The following is a 23,337-nucleotide window of genomic DNA, read 5'->3' as shown; positions in this document are numbered from 1 at the left end:
TTTTTCTTTATCTTTTTGCCGTCATCAGCTTTCCCGTTCGGCGGGAGCGCCATACAACCGTGCGACGTTCTGCGACTGGGTGAGCTGTTTTAAGATGTTCCAAACATAAATGGGCGCTGCCTGGCTTGCAGCAAAAATCTAAAATACACAGCGTGCCGCCTTCATCCCACTCTGAGTTATGGAGAAGAAACTGCGGATCGTTAATAAGTCGGCCCAGCGTCTCATCTCGAAGGTAGGCCCAGGTTATATACCCCAATGGATTATCCAAATGATCGAATAATATTTTAAATTGATTTTGATTAATCGCTTCCTGAGTCCATAGCTGCAACGTTTTTATATGGTATAAGCTGTAATTTTTATTCATCAACATACAGCTAACGGCGAAACCCAGGCTCTCGTATTGACTGAACTTACTTTTACCCAGGTGGCTTTCTTTGATAAAACTCACGAAATATCCTCAGCGTTATTATTGTAATACGTTGATCGCCTGGCGCTCGAAACGATCCAGATAGGTTTGCAATTGTTCGGTGATCTCGCTGACTTCGCCGCGCCAGCTGGTAATGTCTTGAAAAATCACTTCACGGCGCATGAACGTGCGGGAGCCCAACCTTCTGGTGACGGTCTGCTTCATCGCCTGCTGTAATCCGGCGGCGGTTTGGCCTGCTGATGTTTCCTGAAGGTACTTCGCGCATAACCGATGGAATGCCAGAGAAAATCTCTCCTCCGCGGTCGCACCCTGTTGTTCGGTGGGGACCTTTACGGCCGTGTCGATGAGCCGGTGCAACAGGGCAATCGCCGGATGCGCATTTCCCTGGCCCAGGCCTTGTCGACGGGTAAAGACGCCGGGAGCCAAATCGAACATTTTTTGCAAGCGTTCGCCTAAGGCGAACCACTCGGCGGTGAGGGGCAGGCGTTGTAAGAATGCAGGGTCAAAACCCGCCATACCGAGATTATCCAGCAGGCAGGCCCGATTGTAGGCCATATTAAAGGCGGCGCCGATGCCTTGGTGCGCTGCCGCGAGAAATACCGGGCCGAATTGATGCTTGGCTAAATAAAAAGCGAGATCTTGCACGCCTCTCAGCAACAAAGGGGCGTCTTCGTTGAGTTTGTTGTGTTGAATGTAGCTGCGTCCGGGATCGCGACGTTCTGCGGGAAAAACACTGCGAACACCATGAAAGTCCAACAGCCTGCCAGCCATATCGCAATTGGAGGGGGAGGTCATCATTACCAAATGGCGGGTACGGCAGTAAGCGATCTGCGTCGCAAGACGCCGGGCAAGCTCGCAGAGCCCGTAGAATGCGCGTTCTTCCTGGGGCAATGCCAACCAGTGTGCAGCGTCAAACTCAGAGGGACGAGGCAGAAAAGAAGGTGCGGCGACAATGAGTTTTTGGGTCCGCTCAATATCCGAAGGTTGCCTTTGCATCGCATCATGAGGATGATAGTAAGGCGCGCGGCAAAAATGTGCAGGGCGAACGACGGGCTCGCGCACCAGCAACGCCTTGCGGTTATGGGGGCCTCCTGCCGATGCAGAATAGAGGGTGGCAATGGGGCTGTCGGTCAGCAAGATTGCCTTATTGGGCACGGCGCCATAAGGCAGCAGTTTGGCCATGACGTTTCCCCATAATGCCTCCAATACTGCACCGGTCATTGTCAACTCGCCATCGACATGTTTGGCCCCTTGACCGACTAACGCATTGGCCCCGATGCCTTTAATCTGCCATCGCCCATCAAAGCCACAGCGTGCGCCACCGCCGTTGCGCGAAATAGCGCCGCCGCCATAACGTTCGGCGAAAAAGACTTTTTCATCGTTTAAGAGCGGCGTGCCCTCATCAAAAATAGCATGGCGATTATTTTCTTCGATGAGATAGCTGGCCTCTATTTTCAGTTCGTCCTGCTCGGCAGGGCTTAATGCATTGTGCCAGAGTAATTGAGAGCCTGTCTTTTTTGCGACGAAAGGAATCAAACTTTCGTGAAGCATGGCAAGGTTTTTCATTTTTTAATCGTTATTTTTATTGGTGCAGAGTAAGTTAAATTTCGGCCTTGTTTTACAAAGGGGAATAGGGTTGCGATTTTTTAATTTGAAGAGTCCGGTGTTGAAAGTGACAAAGAAGGTGAAGGGCGACCACCGCCACTGCCATTCCAGGTTGGGCCCATAGGAACCTGTGGAATAGCAACGTTAACCGGCATGTGCGGTGCGGCCTGAATAGCGATTTCCGTGCCCACGCCAACGGCTAATGATACAGGGGTGGGTAATTTCGCTATTGTGCTCAGGCTACCGACAATGAGTGACGTCGGATTATAAGAATCGTTGCCATCGGATCCGTAAATACACGACAATTCAGCTTCCGTTAAGGCTCTCATTTAAATTCCTTCTTGCGAGAGGTGATAGATAAAACAAACGAAAAAATAATCGCCATCGGCAAACCATAACTTGCCGTGGTTTTCAGGGCGGCCGTATCCAAAAGGATCGCTTGGCGCTGCAGGCAGTAGTCTAAAAATACGGCAAGGGGAAATATCAAGAACAGCATGACGATGTGGTATGTGCGCAAGCCTTTCTTCTTGGCGTTTTTATAGACCACACTGATAATGAGGATGAAAATGACAATAAGAACTATTTCCATTATGAGATCCAATTTGATTAGCTCCATTAATCAAAATTTACATCAAGTTACATTGGGTAACCTGATAAGTCAACAGGGTATTTTATGATTCTTCTTTGTTTATCATGTAACTGAATTAATTAATCATAGAATCATTTCTTTTGGTTACTATGTGTCGATGATGGGAAGCAGCGACGTCACAGCGGTTTTGGTCATGGTTGGCGAAGCGGCTAACTTCTAATCACTTGTTTTTGCTCAAACTGCCAACTGCACCTAAGCTAGGAGGTGACTCAGAGGGAGCCATTCCCCGAGACCTTATTCCGTGAACATGGAGGAGTTTCGATTTGATGCGTTTATCCACATTGGTGCTGGCGATCGGCATGGCGCTGGGCTCGCAGGCACAGGCAGCAGAAACCCAACCTCACGCCGACCATAGCGCGCTGCCCAGCGGCCAGGCGAAGGAGGCTACCGTGACCGGTGAAGCCAATCAGCACGACAAGCAAAAGACTCAAAATCCGTTCTTCTATCAAAGCCGTCTGCCGTTCCAGGCGCCGCCGTTCAACCTGATCAAGGAGAGCGACTACGCGCCGGCGATCGCAGCGGGCATCAAGCAAAAGCGGGAAGAGGTGGAGAAGATCGCCAACAACCCGGCCAAGCCCAACTTTAAAAATACCTTCGTGGCGCTGGAGCAGGCCGGTTCGCTGCTGACGCGGGTGATGAATGTGTTCGGCGCCATGACCTCGGCCAACACCAGCGACGCGCTGCAGAAGCTGGATGAAGAGACCTCACCGAAGCTGGCGGCGTTAAACGACGACATCATGCTCAACGGCAAATTGTTCGCGCGCATCAAGGCCATTTATCAGGATCGCGATGCGCTGAAGCTGGATCCGGAATCGCGCCGGCTGGTGGAAGTGACCTACAAGAACTTCGAGCTGGCGGGCGCCAACCTGTCGGACGCCGACAAGGCCAAGCTGAAGGCGCTGAACCAGGAAGCGGCGACGCTGAGCACCCAGTTCACCAACAAACTGCTGGCGGCGAGCAAAAACGGCGCGCTGGCGATAACCGACCAGGCGAAGCTGGACGGTCTGTCTGAAGGTGAGCTGGCTGCGGCAGCGCAGGCGGCCGCCGAACGCAAGCTGGAGAAACAGTGGCTGTTGGTGCTGCAGAACACCACGCAACAGCCGCTGCTGCAGAGCCTGAAAGATCGCGACACCCGCAAAGCGCTGTTCGACGCCTCCTGGACGCGTGCGGAGAAGGGCGACAGCAACGATACCCGTCAGACCATTTCGCGTCTGGCCAAGGTGCGCGCCGAGCAGGCCAAACTGCTGGGCTACCCGAACTACGCCGCCTGGAAGCTGCAGAACCAGATGGCCAAGACGCCGGATGCCGCGCTGAGCTTTATGCGCAACATCGTGCCGGCGGCCACCGCGCGCGCCGAGCGTGAAGCCAAAGACATACAGGCGGTGATCGATCAGCAGAAAGGCGACTTCAAGGTGCAGGCCTGGGACTGGCAGTTCTACGCCGAACAGGTACGCAAGGCCAAGTACGATCTGGACGAATCGCAGATCAAACCTTACTTCGAGCTGAACAACGTGCTGAACAACGGCGTGTTCTACGCCGCCAACCTGCTGTACGGCATCAGCTTCAAAGAGCGCAAGGACATCCCGGTCTATCAGCCGGACGTCAAGGTGTATGAAGTGTTCGACAAGGACGGTAAATCGCTGGCGCTGTTCTATACCGATTACTTCAAGCGCGACAACAAGGGCGGCGGCGCCTGGATGAGCAACTTCGTCGATCAGTCGAAGCTCAACGGCACCAAGCCGGTGATCTACAACGTCGCCAACTTCACCAAACCGGCGCCGGGGCAGCCGGCGCTGCTGTCGTATGACGACGTGATCACCATGTTCCACGAGTTCGGCCATGCGCTGCACGGCATGTTCGCCGATCAGGAGTACCCGAGCCTGTCGGGCACCAACACCGCGCGCGACTTCGTCGAATTCCCGTCGCAGTTCAACGAGCACTGGGTCAGCGATCCGAAAGTGTTCAGCCATTTCGCCAAGCACTACCAGACCGGCGAGGCGATGCCGCAGGAACTGGTCGACAAGATCAAGAAGGCCGACAAGTTCAACAAGGGCTACAGCATGACCGAGCTGCTGTCCGCCGCGCTGCTGGACATGCACTGGCATATGCTGACCGCCGATCAGCCGCAGCAGGACGTGGACAAGTTCGAGGCCGAGTCGCTGCAAAAAGACAAGGTGGATCTCAGCTATGTGCCGCCGCGCTACCGTTCCAGCTATTTCCAGCATATCTGGGGCAACGGCTACGCCGCGGGCTACTACGCTTATCTGTGGACGGAAATGCTGGCGGACGACGCCTTCCAGTGGTTCACCGAACACGGGGGCCTGACCGCCGAAAACGGCCAGCGCTTCCGCGACATGATCCTGTCGCGCGGCAACAGCCAGGATCTGGAGAAGCTGTACATCGACTGGCGCGGCAAAGAGCCGAGCATCGAACCGATGCTGATCAACCGCGGGCTGAAGGACGAGTAAATACGGCCATTCCCGGTAAGCAAACAAAAGGGCGCGTTATGCGCCCTTCGTCTTTTTTGGCTTGGCCGACAGTCAGCGGTTCACCACCTTGGCCGGCAGGGCCACCACCAGCAGCGAGCTGAGCAGCAGGCAGCCGGCGAAGGCCCAGAGCGCGCCGCCGCTCTTGCCGGTCAGATCCAGCGCCAGCCCCATCAGCGAATTGCTCACCAGCCCGGCGATGTTGGCCAGCGAACAGGCCAGCGCGAAGCCGGTCGCCGCCGCCGTACCGCGCAGGAAGGTGGCCGGCAGGCTGAAGAACACCGGCACCGCGCCGATGATCGCCGCCTGGGCGATGGAGAACAGCAGCACCGTGGCCAGCGCGTTGTGGGTAAAGAAGGTGCTGCCGGCCATCGCCAACGCGCCGACGATAAACGGCACGATGATGTGCCAGCGCCGTTCGCGCAGCCGGTCCGAACTGCTGCCGATCAGCAGCATGCCGAGCAGGGCGGCGACGCTGGGGATCGCCGTCAGGTAGCCGATGGTGGTGATGTCGGTGACGCCGGCGGTTTTGATGAAGGTCGGCATCCAAAAGCCCATGGCGTAGGCGCTGAGCAGAATGGCGAAGTCGATGCCGCCGAGCATCCACACTTTCAGGTTGAAGAAGCCGTCGCGGAAGCTGTGCTTGCCGTGATCGGCTTCGGCGTCGTCGCGCGCCAGATCGTCGGCAATGCGCTGTTTTTCCTCGGGCGTCAGCCACTTGGCCTGCTGATAAGTGTTAGGCAACAGCCAGAAGGTCAGCACGCCCAACAGCACGCTGGGAATGCCCTCCAGCAGAAACAGCCACTGCCAGCCGTGCAGCCCGTGGCGCATGTCGAAATGGCCCATGATCCAGCCGGAGAGCGGCCCGCCGATCACGCTGGAGAGCGGCAGGCCGATCATGAACAGCGCGATGATGCGGCCGCGGCGATAGGTCGGGAACCACAGCGTCAGATAAAAGAGCACGCCGGGCAGGAAACCGGCCTCCGCCACGCCGAGCAGAAAGCGGATGACGTAGAACTGCGTCGGCGTGGTGACGAACATGGTGGCGGTGGACAGCAGCCCCCAGGTGATCATGATGCGGGCGATCCACATCTTGGCGCCGACGCGCTGCAGGATCAGGTTGCTCGGCACCTCGAACAGAATATAGCCGACGAAGAACAGCCCGGCGCCCAGGCCGAAGGCCGCTTCGCTCAGCTGCAGCGCGTCGGCCATCTGCAGCTTGGCCAGCCCGACGTTGATGCGATCGAGGTAGGCCGCCAGATAACACAGGCAGAGAAACGGGATCAGTTTCCAGGTGATTTTGCGGTACAGCAGCAGCGATTCTGCGTCCGCTTTCCCCGCCAGCGGGGTGTCGACAATGGCCATGATGTTGTCTCCAGGTGGTGCGTGTTGGCCTCCGCAGGAGGCGCCTGTTGTGTTTGCGTTGCATGGACGCCGCCCTGTTTCGGGCGGTCGCCTGAGGCGCTGTCTGCGCCTTCGTTATTGTCGTTGCAGGTGAATCGTTGATTCATAACCGGTTCAGATAGTCGAGCGCCTCCCGTTTGTGCACCACGTCGCCGTATTTGCTGTCGATGTCGAACAGGTTGGCTTCGTGCGGGCCGGGGTGACGATCGCCGACGCACTCGCGCACCACCATGGCGCGAAAGCCGTGCTGCACCGCGTCCACCGCGCTGGCGCGGATGCAGCCGCTGGTGGAGCAGCCGATCATCAGCAGCGTGTCGATCCCTTGCGCCACCAGCAGCGGCGCCAGCGCGGTGCCGAAGAAGGCGCTGGCGTATTGCTTGCTCAGCACCACCTCATCGCCCAGCGGCGCCACCGGCGGGCAGAACGCCGCCAGCGGGTTGCCTTCCACCATGTCCTTCATCACCGGCGCTTTCTTGACCCACAGGCCGCCATCGGCAAAATGGCCTGCATGATAGCGGATATGGGTGTGGATCACCGGAATTCCCGTTCGGCGCGCGCAGGCCAGCAGCTCACGGCTTTCCTCGACTGCGCTTACTACGCCCGGCGCGAACAGCGGCGCGCCTTCGGTGGTGTAGGCCTGCATAAAGTCGATCGCCAGCAGCGCCGGGCGCCGGCCGAAGCCGATGCGCTGGCCCCAGACGCCGCGATAGTTGTCGCTGAGGGTGTCGTTCATTCTGCCTCCTCAATAGGCGCCGGACAGCAGGGCGCCGGCGCCGGGGACGATCGGCTCCAGCTCCAGCGCGGTCAGCATCGCGTAAGTGGTGGCGATGGCGGCGGTGATCACCGGTTTGCCGGTTTGGGCCTCCACCGTCGGGACGGCCGGCAGCGAAGGCATCTGCACGCAGGCGGACAGCACGATAGCATCGACCTCGCGTAAATCCATCTCGGCGACGATCCCCGGCAGCCTGGCCGGATCGTGCCGGCCGACTTCGAGGTTGTCCGGGATCTCCAGCGCGCGCCATACCTTGACCTCGATGCCTTCGTGCTGGATGTAGTCCACCACCAGCTGGGTCAGCGGTTTCATGTAGGGCGCCACCAGCGCGATGCGTTTGGCGCCGATCACCTTCAGGCCGTTGACCAGCGCGCCCGCGCTGCTGATAACCGGCGCGGCGGCCTGATTGTCTTTCGTCACCTGCGCCAGCCGGGCCTGCGATTCGCGGTGGTAGCCCAGCCCCATCGCCATGATGGCCACCAGGCAGGCGTAGCCGAGCACGTCGACCCGCGCGTCGGACAGCTCCAGCGCGCAGCGGTCGGACTCGGCGTCCATCGCCGCCAATTCTTCTTTATTGACGTGTTTCATGCGCATGCGGCTGGAGTGAAAGGTGAAACGCTCCGGGCGTATCAGCTGGCGCGCGCCCAGCATCGCCGGGATCTCGGTTTCCATCGTGGTGTTGGAGCTGGGCACGATCTGGCCGATGCGGTAGTGGTTGCTCATGTCGGTGTTCCTCAGTTAATCCAGAAAATCGCCCAGGGCGCGGAAGAAGCCGTCGAAATCGTCCCACGGGATCATGTGTCCGGCGTTCTCGACCTCGACGATGGCGATCTCCGGCTGCAGCGCGCGGATCTCCGCCCGGTCTTCGGGCTGAATGACGCCGCCTTTGCCCGCGGCCATCAGCAGCGTCGGCATGGTCAGCTGCGGGTAGTCGCGGTGGCTGTCCACCTGATGAAAATCGTCGTAGGCGCGTTGGATAGCCGGCTCGTAGCAGGTATGCAGCCACTCGGCGCGCAGCTGGCGCTGTTCTTCGCTCCAGGTTGGGCAAAAGGCGCGCATCTGCTCGGCGCTCATGCCCGGCAGCGACTGCCGGATGGAGTCGGCGTACCACGGCCATTGGCCGGGATAGGCGCGGCGGCCGGGGCCGGAAACCGGCGGATCGACCAGCACCAGCCGCCGCACGCCGGCGGGCCGCAAAACGGCGGCGCGCAGGGCGAAGCGGGCGCCCATCGAATGGCCGAGCAGGGCGTAACTGTCCAGGTTCAGCGCGGCGGCGAAGGCGTTGACGTCCTGTGCGCAGGTCTCTGCGTCATAAGCCAGTTCCGGGCCGCTGGACGACAAACCGCGGCCGCGCACGTCGAGCACGTAGACGTCGTATTTTTCCCCCAGCCGCTCGGCGACGAAGCCCCAGGTGATCGCCGGGCTGGTGATGCCGGGCACCAGGATCAGCGCCGGGCCGTCGCCGCCGTAGCGCAGATAGTGTTGGCGAATGTTGTTGGCGTGAACGTGGGCGCCGTAGAGGAAGGTGCTCATGCGGCGTTCTCCGATTTCAGCGCTTGCGCGTACAGGTCATAGCCGTAAACCCAGGCCGGATCTTCCTGGGTGCGCAGGAAGGTGTTGGCGTTGGACACCGCCTGCACCCTGGATGCGCGCTCCTTGCGGTTGGCTTCATACAGCTGGAAAGCGGTACGGTAGTCGCCGAGGCCGGTTTCCTGCAGGCAGCGGGTCAGCATGGCGGCGTCTTCGATCGCCATCGCCGCGCCCTGCGCCATGTGCGGTTTCATCGGGTGGCAGGCATCGCCGAGCAGCACCAGACGGCCTTCGCTCCACAGCGGCAGCGGTTTGCGGTTCAGCAATGGCCATTTGGTGACCTGTTCGCTGGATTCGATCAGCGCCTGCACGATCGGATGGTAGCCGGCGAAGGTCTCGAACATCTCTTCGCGGCTGCTGTCGATGAAGCTGCCCTGGAAATCCCAGGCCGGGTGCGGCACGCCGCTGACGTAGTAATACTCGTCGCGCCGTTGGGTGGTGTAGTAGACCATCAGATGGCGATCCGCCGACCACCACTTCACGCAGTCTTCGAACGTCAGGTTGTATTTCGCCAGCTTCTCGCCGCGGATCAGCGCGCGGTGGGCCACCCAGCCGCTGTAGGTCGGCGCTTCGGCGCCCAGCAGATGCTCGCGGATGCGCGAGTTGATGCCGTCGGCGCCGATCACGATATCAGCGTGGGCCGAGGTGCCATCGACGAAGTTCAGCACCACCTCGTCACCGCGATCTTCAATCTTGCTCAGGCATTTGCCGAAGTGCAGGGTGCCGGGCTGCAGCGCGGAGAGCTGCAACGCCTGCAAATCGCCGCGGTGCACCGTCACATAGGCGGCGCCGTACTCCTGGCGGGCGAAGGCGCCCAGTTCGATGCGCGACAGGTAGTCGCCGCTTTCGGCGTCGCGGCTGAACCAGAAATCGGGATGAGACGCCATCTGCTCCAACCGTTGCTCAATACCGAGACGGCGGAAAATCTTCAGCACGTTCGGCCCCATGTGAATGCCGGCGCCGAGGCGCGAGAACGCCGGGCTCTGCTCATACAGATCGACGGTAAAGCCGGCTTTTTGCAGCAGCCCGGCGGCGGCGGCGCCCCCCAGCCCGGCGCCGACGACGGCGATGCGTGGTTGTTTGCTCATCATGTTTCCCCTGTCTGTTGGCTTTTTTCAGCGTAGGCCCAACGCGTGGTTGGACGATTGATTTATAGTGTATGCACTAGATAACGCAAAGTTGCAAAAGTGTTAAATCAGATCTTGCTCACGCTAATTGACAGCGCGTTACTGTTAAACTCATGTTAATCACAGGATTGATAAGGCATGAAATAGGACTTTCTTATGATGGCCATCTGTGGCTTGCTTTCTCTTCCTTTTTTGACTTAGATAAAATGAGCGTGTTCACTTTAAATTGTTTGAAATATAACCGCCGCCTTGCGGGCGTCGGATACCCTTGACGTGACAGGAGACAGGCCATGGCGGTCAATGAAACCCAGTTGGTACAGCTGTTCGAGCAGGTGCTTACGCTGTCGAAGGTCGATGCTTCGCAGAGCGTGGCGATTTTGAAAAGCCATTATTCCGATGCGCGCACGGTGCGCGCCGCGACCGACGCGGCGCTGCGGCTGGGCGCCAGGGTGTATGCCGTCGAACTGCCGGCGTTCAACCATCCGCGGGCGATGGGCAACGACATGACCGCCTATTGCGGCGATACCGCGCTGACCGGCAACCTGGCGGCGCAGCGTGCGCTGGAGGCCGCCGACCTGATCGTCGATACCATGATGCTGCTGCATTCGCCGGAGCAGGAACAGATCCTGAAAACCGGCACCCGCATCCTGCTGGCGGTGGAGCCGCCGGAGGTGCTGGCGCGCATGTTGCCCAACGCGGAGGACAAAGCGCGGGTGCTGGCCGCCGCCGCCGTGCTGGAGCAGGCGAAGCTGATGCAGGTGACCTCCGCCGCCGGCAGCGATTTCCGCGCGCCGCTCGGGCAATACCCGACGGTGACCGAGTACGGCTATGCCGATGAGCCGGGGCGCTGGGATCACTGGCCGAGCGGTTTCCTGTTCACCTGGCCGAATGAGGAGCAGGCGGAGGGCGTGTTGGTGCTGGAGGTTGGCGATATCTTGCTGCCGTTCAAAAGCTATGCGCGCGAACGCATCACGCTGGAGATCGAACAAGGGTTCGTCACCCGCATTCACGGCGGTTTTGAGGCGGAATACCTGCGCGAATACATGAAATACTTCGACGATCCGGAAGTGTACGGCATCTCGCACATCGGCTGGGGCCTGCAGCCTCGCGCCCAGTGGACGGCGATGGGCCTGCACGACAAGAACGACGGCATGTGCATGGACGCGCGCGCGTTCTATGGCAACTTCCTGTTCTCCACCGGGCCGAATACCGAAGTGGGCGGCACGCGCAAAACGCCTTGCCATATGGACATCGCGCTGCGCCGCTGCGACATTCGTCTCGATGGGCAAACGGTGGTGGCGGACGGGGAAGTGGTGGCGCCGGAGGCGTCGCGCGTGCGCCGGGCGTAATCGTTGCTGCCAACGGCGGGGGTTTGTACTATTCTCGTGGATTCCATAGATGGTGAGAGTAACGCAATGACGCCCCCCGAATACCCGTCAGCCGTGAGCGGCCAACCCGAAAATTATCATTTTACCGAGCAAGTCGGGCACCTGCTGCGCAAGGTTTATCAGCGCCACGTGGCGATTTTCCAGCAAAACGTCGGCGATTCGCAGCTGACGGCGGTGCAGTTCATCACCCTGTGCGCGGTGCGCGATATGGGGCCGAGCTCGCTGACCGAGCTGGTGCAGGTGACGGCGGTGGATCAAGCCACCATCCGCGGCATCGTCGAGCGGCTGAAGGCGCGCGATCTGATCACGGTGACGCCGGATCCGGTGGATCGGCGCAAGGTGGTGGTCGGCCTGACCGACGCCGGCGGCGCGCTGCTGGCGGAAACGGTGCCGCAGGCGGCGAAAATCACAGAATTGACGTTCGGCACGCTGAACCCGGCCGAACGGATAGCGCTGATATTCCTGCTGAATAAAATGCTGGAAGACCCTGCCATCGGCTGATTCGCCCGCGCAACGTCGGTTGCCTGGTGGTCGGTGGCGAGAGGCCAGCCCATAAGACCATCAAGTGCAGGCGGAGACGCAAACAATGGCGATATCTGAAGTGCAATCGCCCAGGGAAGGCGCGAAAACCACGCTGACGGAGCATCCGCTGATGCTGTCGGTGAACGGCGAACAGCTTCATGCGCAGGTGATGGCGGATACGCCGCTCTTGCTGGTACTGCGCAACGATCTGGCGCTCAACGGCCCAAAATACGGCTGCGGCCTGGGCGAATGCGGCGCGTGCACCGTGCTGATCGACGGCGTGGCGGCGCGCTCCTGCGTGATCCCGGCCCTCGGCGTGTCCAGCCGGGCGATCGTGACCCTGGAAGGTCTCGGCACTCGCCAGCGCCCGCATCCGGTGCAGCGCGCCTTTATCGAAGAGCAGGCGGCGCAATGCGGCTACTGTCTCAATGGCATGATCATGACCACCAAAGCCCTGTTGGATCGCAATCCCGCCCCGAGTGAGGCGGAGATCCGTCAGGCGCTGTCCGGCAATCTGTGCCGCTGCGGCACCCATCTTGAAATCCTGCGTGCGGTTCAGCGCGCCATCATTCTCTGCCGCGATGAGGACGCCCACGATCATGACTGATTCCCGTACCCCATCGCCGAGCCAGGCCGAATTGCTGCAGCGCGACGGCGTGCTGCTGATCGTCGACAGCGTGCAACCGCCGCCGGGGCTGGTGCCCAAGGGGCAAACGCCGGTGCTGAAGCCCAAGGAGCAAGGGCTGTTTATCGCCCTGTGCGGCAGCGGTGAAATCTATGCCTTTAACGGCCATGTCGATCTCGGCACCGGCGTGCGCACCGCGCTCGGGCAGATCGTCGCCGAAGAGCTGTACCTGCGCATGGATCAGGTGCAGATGGTGTTGGGTGATACCGAGCGCGCGCCGAATCAGGGCGCCACCATCGCCAGCGCCACGCTGCAGATCTCCGCCGTGCCGCTGCGCAACGCCGCCGCCGAAGCGCGCCGTTGGCTGTTGCGCCAGGCGGCGCAGCGCTTCGATGCGCCGGTGGAACAGCTGACGCTGGAGGAGGGCGTGATCCGCAGCCCGCAGGGGCAGGCGCTCAGCTACGCCGAATTGGTGGCCGGCGGTCATGTCGAGCTGTCGATTTCCGGCGACGCGCCGCTGAAACCGCAGGCGGAATACCGTCTGGTGGGCACCAGCGCCGCGCGCGTCGATATTCCGGCCAAGGCGACCGGCGAAACCACTTACGTACACGATATGCGGTTGCCGAATATGCTGCACGGCCGGGTAGTGCGGCCGCCCTATGCCGGGTACGACAGCGGCGAATTTGTCGGCACCAGCCTGCTGGCGGTGGACGAAACCTCGATCGCGCATATTCCCGGCATCGTCAAACTGGTGGTGATCGGCGATTTCATCGGCATTGTCGCCGAACGCGAAGAGCAGGCGGTCAAGGCGGCGCAGGCGCTGCAGGTCAGTTGGAAAGACTGGCGCCGCAATTTGCCGCAGATGACCGACGTGGCGCAGGCGCTGCGCGACAACCCGCATTCGACCCGGGTGGTGCACGATACTGGCGACGTGGACGCGGCGCTGGCGGCGGCCGACAGGCGTTTCACCCGCAGCTACCTGTGGCCGTATCAGCTTCATGCCTCGATTGGCCCTTCCTGCGCGCTGGCGGACTACCGGCCGGAACGTCTGCAGGTCTGGTCAGGCAGCCAGAACCCGCACCTGCTGCGCGCCGATCTGGCCTGGCTGCTGGAGTACCCGGAAGCGCAGATCGAGATCGTTCGCATGGAAGCGGCCGGCTGCTATGGCCGCAATTGCGCCGATGACGTCTGCGCCGACGCGGCGCTGCTGTCGCGCGCGGTGGGCAGGCCGGTGCGGGTGCAGCTGACCCGCGAGCAAGAACATGTGTGGGAACCGAAGGGCGCGGCGCAACTGATGGAGGTGGACGGCGGGCTGGACGCCGCCGGGCACCCGGTCGCCTACGATTTTCGCACCTATTATCCTTCCAACGGCGCGCCGACGCTGGCGCTGCTGCTGACCGGCCGGGTCGAGCCGCTGCCGGTGGCCTATGAAATGGGCGATCGCACTTCGGTGCCGCCTTATGAGTATCCGTCGCTGCGCGTCAGCATCGAGGACATGGCGCCGATCGTGCGTGCCTCCTGGATGCGCGGCGTTTCCGCCTTGCCCAACACCTTCGCCCACGAGTCTTATATCGATGAGCTGGCCCACGCCGCCGGCGTCGATCCGCTGGAGTATCGGCTGCGCTACATCAATGATGAACGCGCCAGTGAACTGATGCGCAGCACCGCAGAACGCGCCGGCTGGACGCCGCATACCGAACCGATGCAGACCCCGGCGGAAGACGGCGTGCTGCGCGGGCGCGGCTTTGCCTATGCCCGTTACATCCACAGCAAGTTTCCCGGCTTTGGCGCGGCCTGGGCCGCCTGGGTGGCCGACGTGGCGATCGACAAAGCCAGCGGCGAAGTGGCGGTGACGCGCATCGTGGTCGGCCACGACGCGGGCATGATGGTTAACCCGGACGGCGTGCGCCACCAAATTCACGGCAATGTATTGCAATCGACCAGCCGGGTATTGAAAGAGCGCGTGACCTTTGAGGAATCGACGGTCTCAGCCAAAGAATGGGGGGCCTACCCGATCCTGACCTTCCCGGAGGTGCCGGAGGTGGACGTGGTGATGATGCCGCGCCCTTACGATCCGCCGCTGGGCGCCGGGGAGTCGGCGTCGGTGCCCAGCGCGGCGGCCATCGCCAACGCGGTGTTCGACGCCACCGGCATTCGTTTTCGCGAGCTGCCGATCACCTCGGACAAGCTGCGTGAGGCGCTGAACGGGCCGGATGCCGAACGGCAGGCCGCGCCGCCCAAGAAAAAGAAGCGCGGCAAATGGTGGTTCGGCGGCGCGGCGGGGCTGTTCGGCGCCGTGCTGGGCATCGCCGGCAGCGCCTTGCCGTGGCGGGCGGAGATCGCGCCGGTGGCGACGCCCGGCGCCGGCACCTGGTCGGCCGCCACGCTGGAGCGCGGCCGTCAGCTGGCCGCCGCCGGAGACTGCGCGGTTTGCCATACCGCATCGGAAGGGGCGACCAACGCCGGTGGGCTGGCGATGGCGACGCCGTTCGGCACGCTCTACAGCACCAATATTACCCCGGACGTGGCAACCGGCATCGGCAACTGGTCGTTTACTGCGTTCGATCGGGCGATGCGCCAGGGTATCGCCCGCGACGGCCGCCACCTCTATCCGGCATTTCCTTACACCGCCTTCAGCAAAATGACCGACGGCGACATGCAGGCGCTGTACGCTTATCTGATGTCGCAACCGGCGGTGCGCCAGAGCAACCCGGCCAATCAGATGCGTTTCCCGTTTAACCTGCGGCCGCTGATGGCCGGCTGGAACGCGCTGTTCCTGCGCCAGGGGGAATATCAACCCGATCCGCAACAAAGCGCGCAATGGAACCGCGGCGCTTATCTGGTCAACGGGCTTGGCCATTGCGCCGCCTGCCATTCGCCGCGCAACCTGCTGGGGGCGGAAAAGGGCGGCGCGGCTTTCCTGGCGGGGGGGATGGTGGACGGGTGGGAAGCGCCGGCGCTGAATCAATTGGCCAACGCGGAAAAACCCTGGACCGAGGAACAGCTGTTTCAGTATTTCCGCAGCGGGCATTCCGCCGAGCACGGCGTGGCGGCCGGGCCGATGGGGCCGGTGGTGAGCGAGCTGGCGACGTTGCCGCAGAGCGATCTGCGGGCGATGGCCAATTATGTGATGTCGCTGAGCGCCAAGTCGACGCTGAACGTGGAACCGCAGGCGCAGTTGGCGGCTCGCGCATTGCCGGCGGTGGGGCAACTTGCCGGTGAGCGGTTGTTTCAGGGCGCTTGCCAGGCCTGCCACAGCGCCGCCGCCGGCGGGCCGCAGCTGTTCGGCGTCAGCCCGGATCTGGCCAATAACACCAACATCTTCAGCGATCGCCCCGATAACCTGATCAAGGTGATCCTGCAAGGTATCCCCAAACCGGCCACCGCCGAATTGGGCTTTATGCCGGGCTTTAAGGACAGTTTTTCCGATCGGCAGGTAACGGCGCTGGTGAATTATTTACGCCAACGCTATGCCGGCGACAAACCGGCCTGGCGCGACGTGGAGGCGCAGGTTGCGCGGTTGCGCGCAGAGCCGGGCACGCACTGAGCCGCCTCAGGCATGGCGCAGGAACGCCACCAGCCGCTGCGCCGGCAGCGGCAACTGCGCCGGGTCACGCACCGCGATCGACAGGCGCCGGGTCGCCCAATCGTCCGTCAGCGGCAGTGCGCTGTGCCGAATTTCCGGCTGGCGTTGTGCGCTCTCTTCCGGCACCACCGCCAGCCCGGCGCCGCGCAGCACCATGCGGCAGATGGCGTCGAAATGAGCGGCACGCGCCCGCAATCGCATCGGGCCGCCGCTGCGTATCGCCAATTGCTCAAGATGTTGTTGCAGCGCGCTCTCTTCCGGCAGGCCGATGAAATCAAAAGGCAGCGCGTCCGCAAAGCTGACCTGCCGGCGGCCGCTGAGCGCATGCCCCGGCGGCAGCGCCAGCACCAGACGATCCTGGCGAAAAGGGTAACTTGTCAGCCCGCGCAGATCGGCGTGGTCCGCGACGATGCCGATATCCGCCGCTCGTTCGGCGATCGTCTGCGCGATGGCCGGGCTGGGCAGCTCTTCCAGCGCGATATCGGTGTGCGGGTGCAGCATCAGAAAATCCGCCAACAGCTCCGGCAAAAAGGCGTCGGCGGCGACGGTATTGGCGACGATGCGCAGCTGGCTGCGCTGGCCCGGCGCGAACTCGGCCATATCACCGCGCAGCCGGTCGCGCTGCTGCAATAGCACTCGCGCGTGATGCAACAGGCGCTCACCGGCGGGCGTCGCCTGGACGCCGCGCGGATTGCGCGTCAGCAGCGCTACGCCGGCCTGTTGCTCCAGCCCGCGCATGCGGGCGCTGGCGGCGGTCAGCGACAGCCCGACGCGCTCGGCGCCGGCGGTGATGCTGCCGGTCTCGAGCACCGCCGCCAACAGCCGCAGATCGATAAAGTCAAAATGCATGCGTTTTCCCTCTGTCTTTGCCGCAGGCAGGCTCTGTCATTGCCGCATTGTGCCGCGGCGCGGCGCTGGCCACAATCGAGCCGTTGATTCGCCATAAGGATAGACGCATGTCGCTGACGTTACTCGAAATTGTCGCCCTTACGGGCATTTTTACGCTGGCCGGCACGGTCAAAGGGGCGATCGGTCTGGGGTTGCCGACGGTGTCGATGGGGTTGCTCAGTCTGATGATGCCGCCGGGGCAGGCCGCCGCGCTGCTGCTGTTGCCCTCGCTGATCACCAACCTGTGGCAACTGCTGTGCGGGCCGACGCTGTGGGCGCTGTGGCGGCGGCTCTGGCCGATGATGCTGTGCGTCACGCTGGGCACATTGTTGAGCGCCGGAGCGCTCACTGCCGGCGACGGCGGCCTGGCGCCGCTGGCGCTGGGCATGTGTCTGATCGGCTATGCCCTGTTGGGATTCACCCGTTTCGACTGGCGCATTTCCGCCGAGGCAGAGCCTTGGCTGGGGCCGCTGTGCGGCCTGGTGACCGGTACGCTGACCGGCGCCACCGGGGTGTTCGTCATTCCGGCGGTGCCTTACCTGAATGCGTTAGGCCTGGCGCGCGATGAGCTGGTGCAGGCGCTGGGGCTGTCGTTCACCGTCTCGACGCTGGCGCTGGCCGCCGGATTAGCCTGGCATCAGGCGCTGCCCGGCTCGTTGCTCGGCGTTTCCTTGCTGTCGCTGTTGCCGGCGTTGGCCGGCATGTGGCTGGGGGAGAGGGTGCGCCGTCATTGTCGCCCGCAGCTGTTTCGCCGCCTTTTCTTTATTGGGTTATTAATCCTGGGCGTTGAGATTATTTGGCGATTCAATTAATTGAATCGATAGCATCTGCGTGTAATTAGGTTCGGTATATTATTCTGGGTTTTATTTTAATATGATGGGTTGCAATGTTTAGAACACACTTTTCTTATTGGTTTTTTCATGAAATATAGGATGGTTATGGATTGTTATTAGTGTGTTTTACTTTTGCCATTACAGCTATTTTTAATGACTGTAAAACCAGTAAACCCATAGGAGAGTATTTATGAAGGAAATTTTAAGTAGCCAATTCGATGCGGTGTCGGGTGGATGGCAGGATCGCGATGGGAGTGGAAAAAGAGCCTCTGATAGCGGAGATGGGGTATATGATGAATAGATATGTTGTTTTTATAAAGAGTGATGAATCAAAAGTGCTAAGAAAGGAAGTGGTTACACGAGAAATTATTAAGAGTATGAAGCGGAAGGGATTCAGGAAGCATCATATCGAAGTAGAGGCTGATAACGAAAACGATGCTATTAACAAATTAAATAAGAACAGCAATGATTATTTGTATTCATTGAGAAATTTTTCAGGTGATTTATTGTTCTGTTCTATTTGTGTTATTGTTATGACGATAGTCTATTTTGCCACGATGAAAATGAGTTAGAAGTAGATGCTGTTGGATTTAAAAAATAAAACGGCTTGTCGAACTGGATCTCTCTGATTTCCTCTGGATATGATACTGCCATAGGGTGAAAAATACGTTCATGAAAATTTATTGGTGCTAGGATCACTCAGAAGATTTAAAGGTGTTTATTTTAATAGTTTCATATCCTCTCACCAAAATTAACTGATCTTCTGCTTGTTTTATTATCAATACAATAGCCTGTGAATTTGAATGTTAGCTATCAATAAGGGACGCTGATCATGTTTCGCCAGGAAGCGATCGATAATCAGAAAATGAAATGGCGTGGCCGGGCGCTCCTCCTTCCCGGCATTCCCTTTTGGTTCACGGCGGGGCTGTGCCTGTTTTTTCTCATTGCTTTTCTCACCTTCACCATCGCCGGCACCTATACCCGGCGGGTCAACGTGACCGGTGAGATCAGCACCTATCCCCGCGCCGCGAACGTTTACTCCACGGTTCAAGGGGTAGTGGTCAAACAATTTGTCACCGAAGGGCAGGTGATTGCCGTTGGTGCCCCCATTTACCAGATCGACGTCAGCAAGAGTACCCGTAGCGGTGTGCTCAGCGACAACCAACGGCGGGATATCGATGGCCAGCTGGCGCGCATTGCGCAAATCATTAACCGACTGGAAAGCAGCAAGCAGGCCACGCTTATCATGCTGGAACAACAGAAGGCGCAATACACCGCTGCATTCACCCGCTCCACCGATATCCTCAAACGCGCCCAGGAAGGGATACGCATCATGAAGGAAAACATGGAGAACTACCGGCACTATCAGACCAAGGGGCTGATCAATAAGGATCAGCTCACCAATCAGGTGGCGCTGTATTACCAGCAGCAGAACAACCTGCTGGGCCTGTCCGGCCAGAACGAACAGAATGCGTTGCAGATCACCGCGCTGGAGAGTCAGATCCATATCCAGGCTGCCGAATTCGACAACCAGATCTACCAGATGGAGCTGCAGCGCTATGAGCTGCAAAAGGAGCGGCAAAACATCGATGCCACTGGCGATATTATCGTTCGCGCGCTGGCCGGCGGCCGCATCGATTCGCTGAGCGTCACGGTTGGCCAGATGGTCAACATTGGCGACAGTCTGCTGCAGATTATTCCGCAAAACATCGATCGCTATGCCCTGGTACTGTGGGTGCCCAACGACGCCATCCCCTACATTGCCGCCGGCGATAAGGTCAATGTGCGCTATGACGCCTTTCCGGCGGAGAAGTTCGGCCAGTTCGCCGGCACCGTGTCCGTCATCTCCAAAGCCCCGGCTTCACCGCAGGAAATGCTGACCTACCAGGGGGCGCCCAAAGCGGCGCTGACCGCCGCCGTGCCTTACTACAAGGTGATTGTTATCCCGGAAAAACAATCCATTGCTTACGATGGCAAACGTCTGAGCCTGGAAAACGGCATGAAAGCGCAAAGCACTCTGTTTCTGGAAAAAAGGAAGATGTATCAATGGATGCTGTCGCCGTTCTACGACATGAAACACAGTGCGACGGGGCCGGTCAATGAGTAGGAGCACATTCAAACAGCGGGTCAGCCAACTGGATCTGCGGCTGCGCCACCGGGTTCCGATGATGCACCAGACCGAGTCGTCGGAATGCGGGCTGGCCTGTCTGGCGATGATCTGCGGTTATTACGGCAAAAACATCGACCTGATCGCGCTGCGCCGGCAGTTCAATCTGTCATCCCGCGGTGCCACATTGGCTGGACTGACCGGTATCGCCGAGCAATTGAGGTTGAGCACCCGTCCTCTGTCTCTGGATCTGGACGAACTCGGTGCGCTAAAACTGCCCTGCATTCTGCACTGGGAATTCAACCATTTCGTGGTGCTGGTCAGCGTCAAAGGCCACCGCGCGGTGCTGCACGATCCGGCGCGCGGGCGCCGGGCCGTCAGCCTGACGGAACTGTCGCACAGTTTCACCGGCGTAGCGCTTGAGGCCTGGCCCGGCAGCGAGTTCACCGCCGACAGCGTCCGCCATCGCATTCATCTTCGCACGTTGATCGGCAGCGTGCATGGCCTCAAGGGGGCGCTCGGCAAAATCTTTTGCCTGTCTCTGGTATTCGAAACCATCAACCTGGTGATGCCCATCGGCACGCAGCTGGTGATGGATCACGCCATTCCCGCCGGAGATCGCGGGTTACTGTCGCTCATCTGCGCCGGATTGATGCTGTTTATCTTGTTGCGGGCTGCCATCGGCATGGTGCGGGCATGGTCAGGATTGGTCATGGCGACGCTTATCAACGTGCAGTGGCAGTCCGGGTTGTTCACCCATCTGCTGCGCCTGCCACTCGGTTACTTTGAACGGCGTAAGCTGGGTGACATTCAATCACGCTTCGGTTCACTGGATACGCTGCGCAGCACTTTCACCACCAGTATCGTCGGCGCCATCATGGACGGCATCATGGTGATCGGTGTGTTGGTGATGATGGTGCTGTATGGCGGCTGGCTGACCTGGGTAGTGCTCACTTTCACTGCGCTTTATGTGTTGATGCGGCTGCTGACCTATGGATATTACCGTCAGCTGTCCGAGGAGGCGCTGGTGAGAGAGGCGCGGGCCGGCTCGTATTTTATGGAAACGCTGTACGGTATCGCTACCGTCAAGATGCAGGGCATGGCAGAACGCCGCATCGCTCACTGGCTAAACCTTGAAATCGACACCATCAACACGGGTATCCGCGTCACCCGAATGGACATGCTGTTTGGCGGGATCAACACCTTCATAGCGGCGTGCGACCAGATCGTCATTCTGTGGCTGGGCACCAGACTGGTGATCGATAACCAGATGACCCTCGGCATGTTCGTGGCGTTCGGCGCCTTTCGGGGCCAGTTCTCCGACCGCATCGGGTCGCTGACGGAATTTTTGCTGCAGCTGCGCATGATGAGCCTGCATAACGAGCGCATTGCCGATATCGCCCTGCATCCGCGGGAGGCGCGTAAACCCGATCACCCTTACACGGCGGGGCTGCAACCTTTGGGATTGACGACCCATGCCCTGAGCTATCGTTACGACAGTCAGTCATCGGCTATCTTTGATGGCCTGGACATCAGCATTGCGCCGGGCGAAAGCGTGGCCATCGTGGGCCCGTCCGGCGCCGGCAAAACCACGTTGATGAAGGTGTTGTGCGGACTGTTTACCCCGGATTCAGGGCGGGTTGAGGTGAACGGTGTCGATATCCGCCAGCTCGGCATCAACAACTACCACAAAATGATTGCCTGCGTGATGCAGGACGACAAACTGTTCTCCGGCTCGATCCGGGAAAATATTTGCGGGTTTGCGGACGAGGTGGACGATGCCTGGATGCAAGCCTGTGCCCGTGCCAGCTATCTGCATGACGTGATTTTACGCATGCCTATGGGATATGAAACACTGATTGGCGAGTTGGGGGAAGGATTGTCCGGCGGGCAAAAACAACGGCTATTCATAGCCCGGGCAATCTACAAAAAACCGGCTATTTTGTTTCTGGATGAGGCCACCAGCGCGCTGGGTAAGGAGAGCGAAGCTGTGGTGAATCAGGCCATCAAGAGACTCAATATCACTAAGCTGATCATTGCCCACCGTGAAACGACCATTGCGTCGGCAGATCGGGTTATACATTTGGGATAAGGGGGGATATCACCCGCGGCACCGGCCATTTACACTGTTTCCCCCCTAAAAACCCAATAAATGGCGATGGGGCAAGGCTATTTTTGCTGCTCGCTTCGGCTTTCAATTTACGGCGCGGCGCATTGCGCGATATTCTGGTTTTCTGATGGGCTGACGGCGGATGAGGGAACCATGACAGACAGCCAGGCGTTTGAACAACAAAGCCTCGACAATCTGCTGAGCTATTGGCGGCGCCATCGCCGCCTGCCGGGCGCGCGCTATCCGGCCGGCCCGACCGACACCCTGTGCGACGTGCCGGGCGTCAGCGTCGGGCATCACACGCTGGCCGACGGCGAATGCCAGACCGGCGTTACCGCCATCGTGCCGCCGGGCGATCTGTTTAACCAGCCGCTGCCGTGCGGCAGCGCGGTGCTCAACGGCTTCGCCAAGCCGCTGGGGTTGGTGCAGCTGAACGAGCTGGGGGTGCTGCAAACGCCGATCCTGCTGAGCAACACCTTCGCCGTCGGCACGCTGTTCAACGCCATGGTGCGGCGCAGCTGTCTGCGTTACCCGCAGATCGGCCGCGGCAGCGCCACCATTAACCCGCTGGTGCTGGAGTGCAACGACGGTTACCTCAACGATATTCAGGCGATGGCGGTGCGTGAGGAGCACGTCTTCAGCGCGCTGGATAACCATTCCACCCGCTTTGCGCGCGGCAGCGTCGGCGCCGGGCGCGGCATGAGCAGCTTCGGCTTGAAAGGGGGCATCGGCACCGCCTCGCGCTATTGCCCAGGGCTTGGCACCACGCTCGGCGTGCTGGTGCTGGCCAACTTCGGCACCCTCGACTCGTTGACGCTGAGCGGCGTGCGCGTTGGCCAGGCGCTGGGCAAACTGTTGGCGGATCCGCCGCCGCAGGTAGACGCCGGTTCGGTCATTATCATCATCGCCTGCGATCGGGCGCTGGACAGCCGCCAGCTGAACCGCATCGCCCGCCGCGCGGGCGCTGGTTTGGGGCGGGTGGGCAGCCATTGGGGGCACGGCTCCGGCGATATCGCGCTGGCGTTTTCCACCCGGTTGCTGGGGGCGACGTTGCCGGACGAACGGCTGGAGCCGCTGTTTGCGGCGGCCGCGGACGCCACCGAATACGCGGTGCTGGATGCCTTGCTCAGCGCCGAAGGCGTCAGCGGTTTCCAGCAGCACGATCGTATGGCGTTGGGCCCGCTGCTCGATCGGCTGGCGGAAAATTAAATAACGGGA

General features: G+C 60.4%; 20 protein-coding genes. 10 read left to right on the top strand and 10 right to left on the bottom strand.

The genetic code is table 11. The features are described from left to right. Window positions 1–7: 7 nt before the first annotated feature. The 4 genes from ACJ8OK_RS06270 to ACJ8OK_RS06255 all read right to left on the bottom strand — a co-directional run bounded on the left by ACJ8OK_RS06270 (window position 8) and on the right by ACJ8OK_RS06255 (window position 2,621). On the bottom strand, window positions 8–448 hold the full coding sequence (locus ACJ8OK_RS06270; protein ID WP_072010105.1) for a toxin-activating lysine-acyltransferase: 441 nt from the start codon (window positions 446–448) through the stop codon (window positions 8–10). Window positions 449–466: 18 nt separating this feature from the next. Further along, complete coding sequence (locus tag ACJ8OK_RS06265; protein ID WP_442530461.1) at window positions 467–1,993, bottom strand: MchC protein; 1,527 nt, start codon at window positions 1,991–1,993, stop codon at window positions 467–469. An 80-nt stretch (window positions 1,994–2,073) separates the two neighbouring features. Beyond that, the gene (locus ACJ8OK_RS06260; RefSeq protein WP_135638172.1) at window positions 2,074–2,361 is read right to left on the bottom strand and encodes an E492 group microcin; all 288 of its coding nucleotides are present in this window, start codon (window positions 2,359–2,361) and stop codon (window positions 2,074–2,076) included. Further along, window positions 2,358–2,621 (bottom strand): hypothetical protein, encoded by a 264-nt coding sequence (locus ACJ8OK_RS06255; RefSeq protein ID WP_134942532.1) that lies wholly within the window; start codon window positions 2,619–2,621, stop codon window positions 2,358–2,360. The genes ACJ8OK_RS06260 and ACJ8OK_RS06255 overlap by 4 nt, the downstream gene beginning before the upstream one ends. A 326-nt stretch (window positions 2,622–2,947) precedes the next feature. Between ACJ8OK_RS06255 and dcp the strand changes: the two genes are divergently transcribed. Beyond that, window positions 2,948–5,149 (top strand): peptidyl-dipeptidase Dcp, encoded by a 2,202-nt coding sequence (dcp, locus tag ACJ8OK_RS06250; RefSeq protein ID WP_033633123.1) that lies wholly within the window; start codon window positions 2,948–2,950, stop codon window positions 5,147–5,149. Window positions 5,150–5,221: 72 nt separating this feature from the next. Here the strand turns inward: dcp and ACJ8OK_RS06245 are convergent, their stop codons facing one another. The 5 genes from ACJ8OK_RS06245 to ACJ8OK_RS06225 all read right to left on the bottom strand — a co-directional run bounded on the left by ACJ8OK_RS06245 (window position 5,222) and on the right by ACJ8OK_RS06225 (window position 10,024). After that, window positions 5,222–6,532 (bottom strand): MFS transporter, encoded by a 1,311-nt coding sequence (locus ACJ8OK_RS06245; protein ID WP_004938595.1) that lies wholly within the window; start codon window positions 6,530–6,532, stop codon window positions 5,222–5,224. A gap of 142 nt (window positions 6,533–6,674) precedes the next feature. Further along, window positions 6,675–7,304 (bottom strand): N-carbamoylsarcosine amidohydrolase, encoded by a 630-nt coding sequence (locus ACJ8OK_RS06240; RefSeq protein ID WP_015377792.1) that lies wholly within the window; start codon window positions 7,302–7,304, stop codon window positions 6,675–6,677. Window positions 7,305–7,313: 9 nt separating this feature from the next. Next, window positions 7,314–8,066: a maleate cis-trans isomerase family protein gene (locus ACJ8OK_RS06235; RefSeq protein ID WP_015377793.1), complete on the bottom strand. Its 753-nt coding sequence runs from the start codon at window positions 8,064–8,066 to the stop codon at window positions 7,314–7,316. A 15-nt stretch (window positions 8,067–8,081) separates the two neighbouring features. Beyond that, the gene (locus ACJ8OK_RS06230; protein WP_033633119.1) at window positions 8,082–8,876 is read right to left on the bottom strand and encodes an alpha/beta hydrolase; all 795 of its coding nucleotides are present in this window, start codon (window positions 8,874–8,876) and stop codon (window positions 8,082–8,084) included. Continuing rightward, window positions 8,873–10,024 (bottom strand): FAD-dependent monooxygenase, encoded by a 1,152-nt coding sequence (locus tag ACJ8OK_RS06225; RefSeq protein WP_033633118.1) that lies wholly within the window; start codon window positions 10,022–10,024, stop codon window positions 8,873–8,875. Before ACJ8OK_RS06225 ends, ACJ8OK_RS06230 begins: the two co-directional genes overlap by 4 nt. A gap of 326 nt (window positions 10,025–10,350) precedes the next feature. On the opposite strand from ACJ8OK_RS06225, the gene ACJ8OK_RS06220 reads away from it, so the two are divergent. The 4 genes from ACJ8OK_RS06220 (at window position 10,351) to ACJ8OK_RS06205 (ending at window position 16,142) form a co-directional block, all read left to right on the top strand. Then, window positions 10,351–11,409, top strand: a complete 1,059-nt coding sequence (locus ACJ8OK_RS06220; protein WP_015377796.1) for a 2,5-dihydroxypyridine 5,6-dioxygenase — start codon at window positions 10,351–10,353, stop codon at window positions 11,407–11,409. A gap of 66 nt (window positions 11,410–11,475) precedes the next feature. Next, complete coding sequence (locus ACJ8OK_RS06215) at window positions 11,476–11,949, top strand: MarR family winged helix-turn-helix transcriptional regulator (protein WP_442530460.1); 474 nt, start codon at window positions 11,476–11,478, stop codon at window positions 11,947–11,949. A gap of 85 nt (window positions 11,950–12,034) precedes the next feature. After that, window positions 12,035–12,577 (top strand): (2Fe-2S)-binding protein, encoded by a 543-nt coding sequence (locus ACJ8OK_RS06210; protein ID WP_103085573.1) that lies wholly within the window; start codon window positions 12,035–12,037, stop codon window positions 12,575–12,577. Next, the gene (locus tag ACJ8OK_RS06205) at window positions 12,570–16,142 is read left to right on the top strand and encodes a molybdopterin cofactor-binding domain-containing protein (protein ID WP_442530459.1); all 3,573 of its coding nucleotides are present in this window, start codon (window positions 12,570–12,572) and stop codon (window positions 16,140–16,142) included. Before ACJ8OK_RS06210 ends, ACJ8OK_RS06205 begins: the two co-directional genes overlap by 8 nt. Before the next feature lie 6 nt (window positions 16,143–16,148). Here the strand turns inward: ACJ8OK_RS06205 and ACJ8OK_RS06200 are convergent, their stop codons facing one another. After that, complete coding sequence (locus ACJ8OK_RS06200; protein WP_442530458.1) at window positions 16,149–17,030, bottom strand: LysR substrate-binding domain-containing protein; 882 nt, start codon at window positions 17,028–17,030, stop codon at window positions 16,149–16,151. Window positions 17,031–17,137: 107 nt separating this feature from the next. On the opposite strand from ACJ8OK_RS06200, the gene ACJ8OK_RS06195 reads away from it, so the two are divergent. The 5 genes from ACJ8OK_RS06195 to ACJ8OK_RS06175 all read left to right on the top strand — a co-directional run bounded on the left by ACJ8OK_RS06195 (window position 17,138) and on the right by ACJ8OK_RS06175 (window position 23,328). Beyond that, window positions 17,138–17,881, top strand: coding sequence for a sulfite exporter TauE/SafE family protein (locus ACJ8OK_RS06195; RefSeq protein ID WP_060559628.1), 744 nt, complete (start codon window positions 17,138–17,140; stop codon window positions 17,879–17,881). 269 nt (window positions 17,882–18,150) lie between these two features. Next, window positions 18,151–18,474, top strand: a complete 324-nt coding sequence (locus ACJ8OK_RS06190) for a hypothetical protein (protein ID WP_085058926.1) — start codon at window positions 18,151–18,153, stop codon at window positions 18,472–18,474. A gap of 260 nt (window positions 18,475–18,734) precedes the next feature. Further along, window positions 18,735–20,009, top strand: a complete 1,275-nt coding sequence (locus tag ACJ8OK_RS06185) for an HlyD family secretion protein (RefSeq protein ID WP_082997675.1) — start codon at window positions 18,735–18,737, stop codon at window positions 20,007–20,009. Beyond that, a complete protein-coding gene (locus ACJ8OK_RS06180) occupies window positions 20,002–22,101 on the top strand; it encodes a peptidase domain-containing ABC transporter (RefSeq protein WP_442530457.1) in 2,100 nt (699 codons plus the stop codon). Before ACJ8OK_RS06185 ends, ACJ8OK_RS06180 begins: the two co-directional genes overlap by 8 nt. A 171-nt stretch (window positions 22,102–22,272) precedes the next feature. Then, the gene (locus tag ACJ8OK_RS06175) at window positions 22,273–23,328 is read left to right on the top strand and encodes a P1 family peptidase (protein ID WP_004940769.1); all 1,056 of its coding nucleotides are present in this window, start codon (window positions 22,273–22,275) and stop codon (window positions 23,326–23,328) included. Window positions 23,329–23,337: the final 9 nt, after the last annotated feature.

This window comes from Serratia sp. CY71090, assembly GCF_052166845.1.
Classification (GTDB): Bacteria; Pseudomonadota; Gammaproteobacteria; order Enterobacterales; family Enterobacteriaceae; genus Serratia; species Serratia nematodiphila.
This window is presented reverse-complemented; position numbering and strand designations above follow the sequence as displayed.

Excerpts from the sequence above, each read along its gene's own strand:
- ACJ8OK_RS06255 (WP_134942532.1), bottom strand. The coding sequence starts at position 2,621 with ATGGAAATAGTTCTTATTGTCATTTTCATCCTCATTATCAGTGTGGTC.
- ACJ8OK_RS06220 (WP_015377796.1), top strand. The coding sequence starts at position 10,351 with ATGGCGGTCAATGAAACCCAGTTGGTACAGCTGTTCGAGCAGGTGCTT.
- ACJ8OK_RS06195 (WP_060559628.1), top strand. The coding sequence starts at position 17,138 with ATGTCGCTGACGTTACTCGAAATTGTCGCCCTTACGGGCATTTTTACG.
- ACJ8OK_RS06215 (WP_442530460.1), top strand. The coding sequence starts at position 11,476 with ATGACGCCCCCCGAATACCCGTCAGCCGTGAGCGGCCAACCCGAAAAT.
- dcp (WP_033633123.1), top strand. The coding sequence starts at position 2,948 with ATGCGTTTATCCACATTGGTGCTGGCGATCGGCATGGCGCTGGGCTCG.
- ACJ8OK_RS06230 (WP_033633119.1), bottom strand. The coding sequence starts at position 8,876 with ATGAGCACCTTCCTCTACGGCGCCCACGTTCACGCCAACAACATTCGC.
- ACJ8OK_RS06210 (WP_103085573.1), top strand. The coding sequence starts at position 12,035 with ATGGCGATATCTGAAGTGCAATCGCCCAGGGAAGGCGCGAAAACCACG.
- ACJ8OK_RS06240 (WP_015377792.1), bottom strand. The coding sequence starts at position 7,304 with ATGAACGACACCCTCAGCGACAACTATCGCGGCGTCTGGGGCCAGCGC.
- ACJ8OK_RS06235 (WP_015377793.1), bottom strand. The coding sequence starts at position 8,066 with ATGAGCAACCACTACCGCATCGGCCAGATCGTGCCCAGCTCCAACACC.
- ACJ8OK_RS06185 (WP_082997675.1), top strand. The coding sequence starts at position 18,735 with ATGTTTCGCCAGGAAGCGATCGATAATCAGAAAATGAAATGGCGTGGC.
- ACJ8OK_RS06180 (WP_442530457.1), top strand. The coding sequence starts at position 20,002 with ATGAGTAGGAGCACATTCAAACAGCGGGTCAGCCAACTGGATCTGCGG.
- ACJ8OK_RS06175 (WP_004940769.1), top strand. The coding sequence starts at position 22,273 with ATGACAGACAGCCAGGCGTTTGAACAACAAAGCCTCGACAATCTGCTG.
- ACJ8OK_RS06265 (WP_442530461.1), bottom strand. The coding sequence starts at position 1,993 with ATGAAAAACCTTGCCATGCTTCACGAAAGTTTGATTCCTTTCGTCGCA.
- ACJ8OK_RS06190 (WP_085058926.1), top strand. The coding sequence starts at position 18,151 with ATGGGAGTGGAAAAAGAGCCTCTGATAGCGGAGATGGGGTATATGATG.
- ACJ8OK_RS06245 (WP_004938595.1), bottom strand. The coding sequence starts at position 6,532 with ATGGCCATTGTCGACACCCCGCTGGCGGGGAAAGCGGACGCAGAATCG.
- ACJ8OK_RS06205 (WP_442530459.1), top strand. The coding sequence starts at position 12,570 with ATGACTGATTCCCGTACCCCATCGCCGAGCCAGGCCGAATTGCTGCAG.
- ACJ8OK_RS06225 (WP_033633118.1), bottom strand. The coding sequence starts at position 10,024 with ATGATGAGCAAACAACCACGCATCGCCGTCGTCGGCGCCGGGCTGGGG.
- ACJ8OK_RS06200 (WP_442530458.1), bottom strand. The coding sequence starts at position 17,030 with ATGCATTTTGACTTTATCGATCTGCGGCTGTTGGCGGCGGTGCTCGAG.
- ACJ8OK_RS06260 (WP_135638172.1), bottom strand. The coding sequence starts at position 2,361 with ATGAGAGCCTTAACGGAAGCTGAATTGTCGTGTATTTACGGATCCGAT.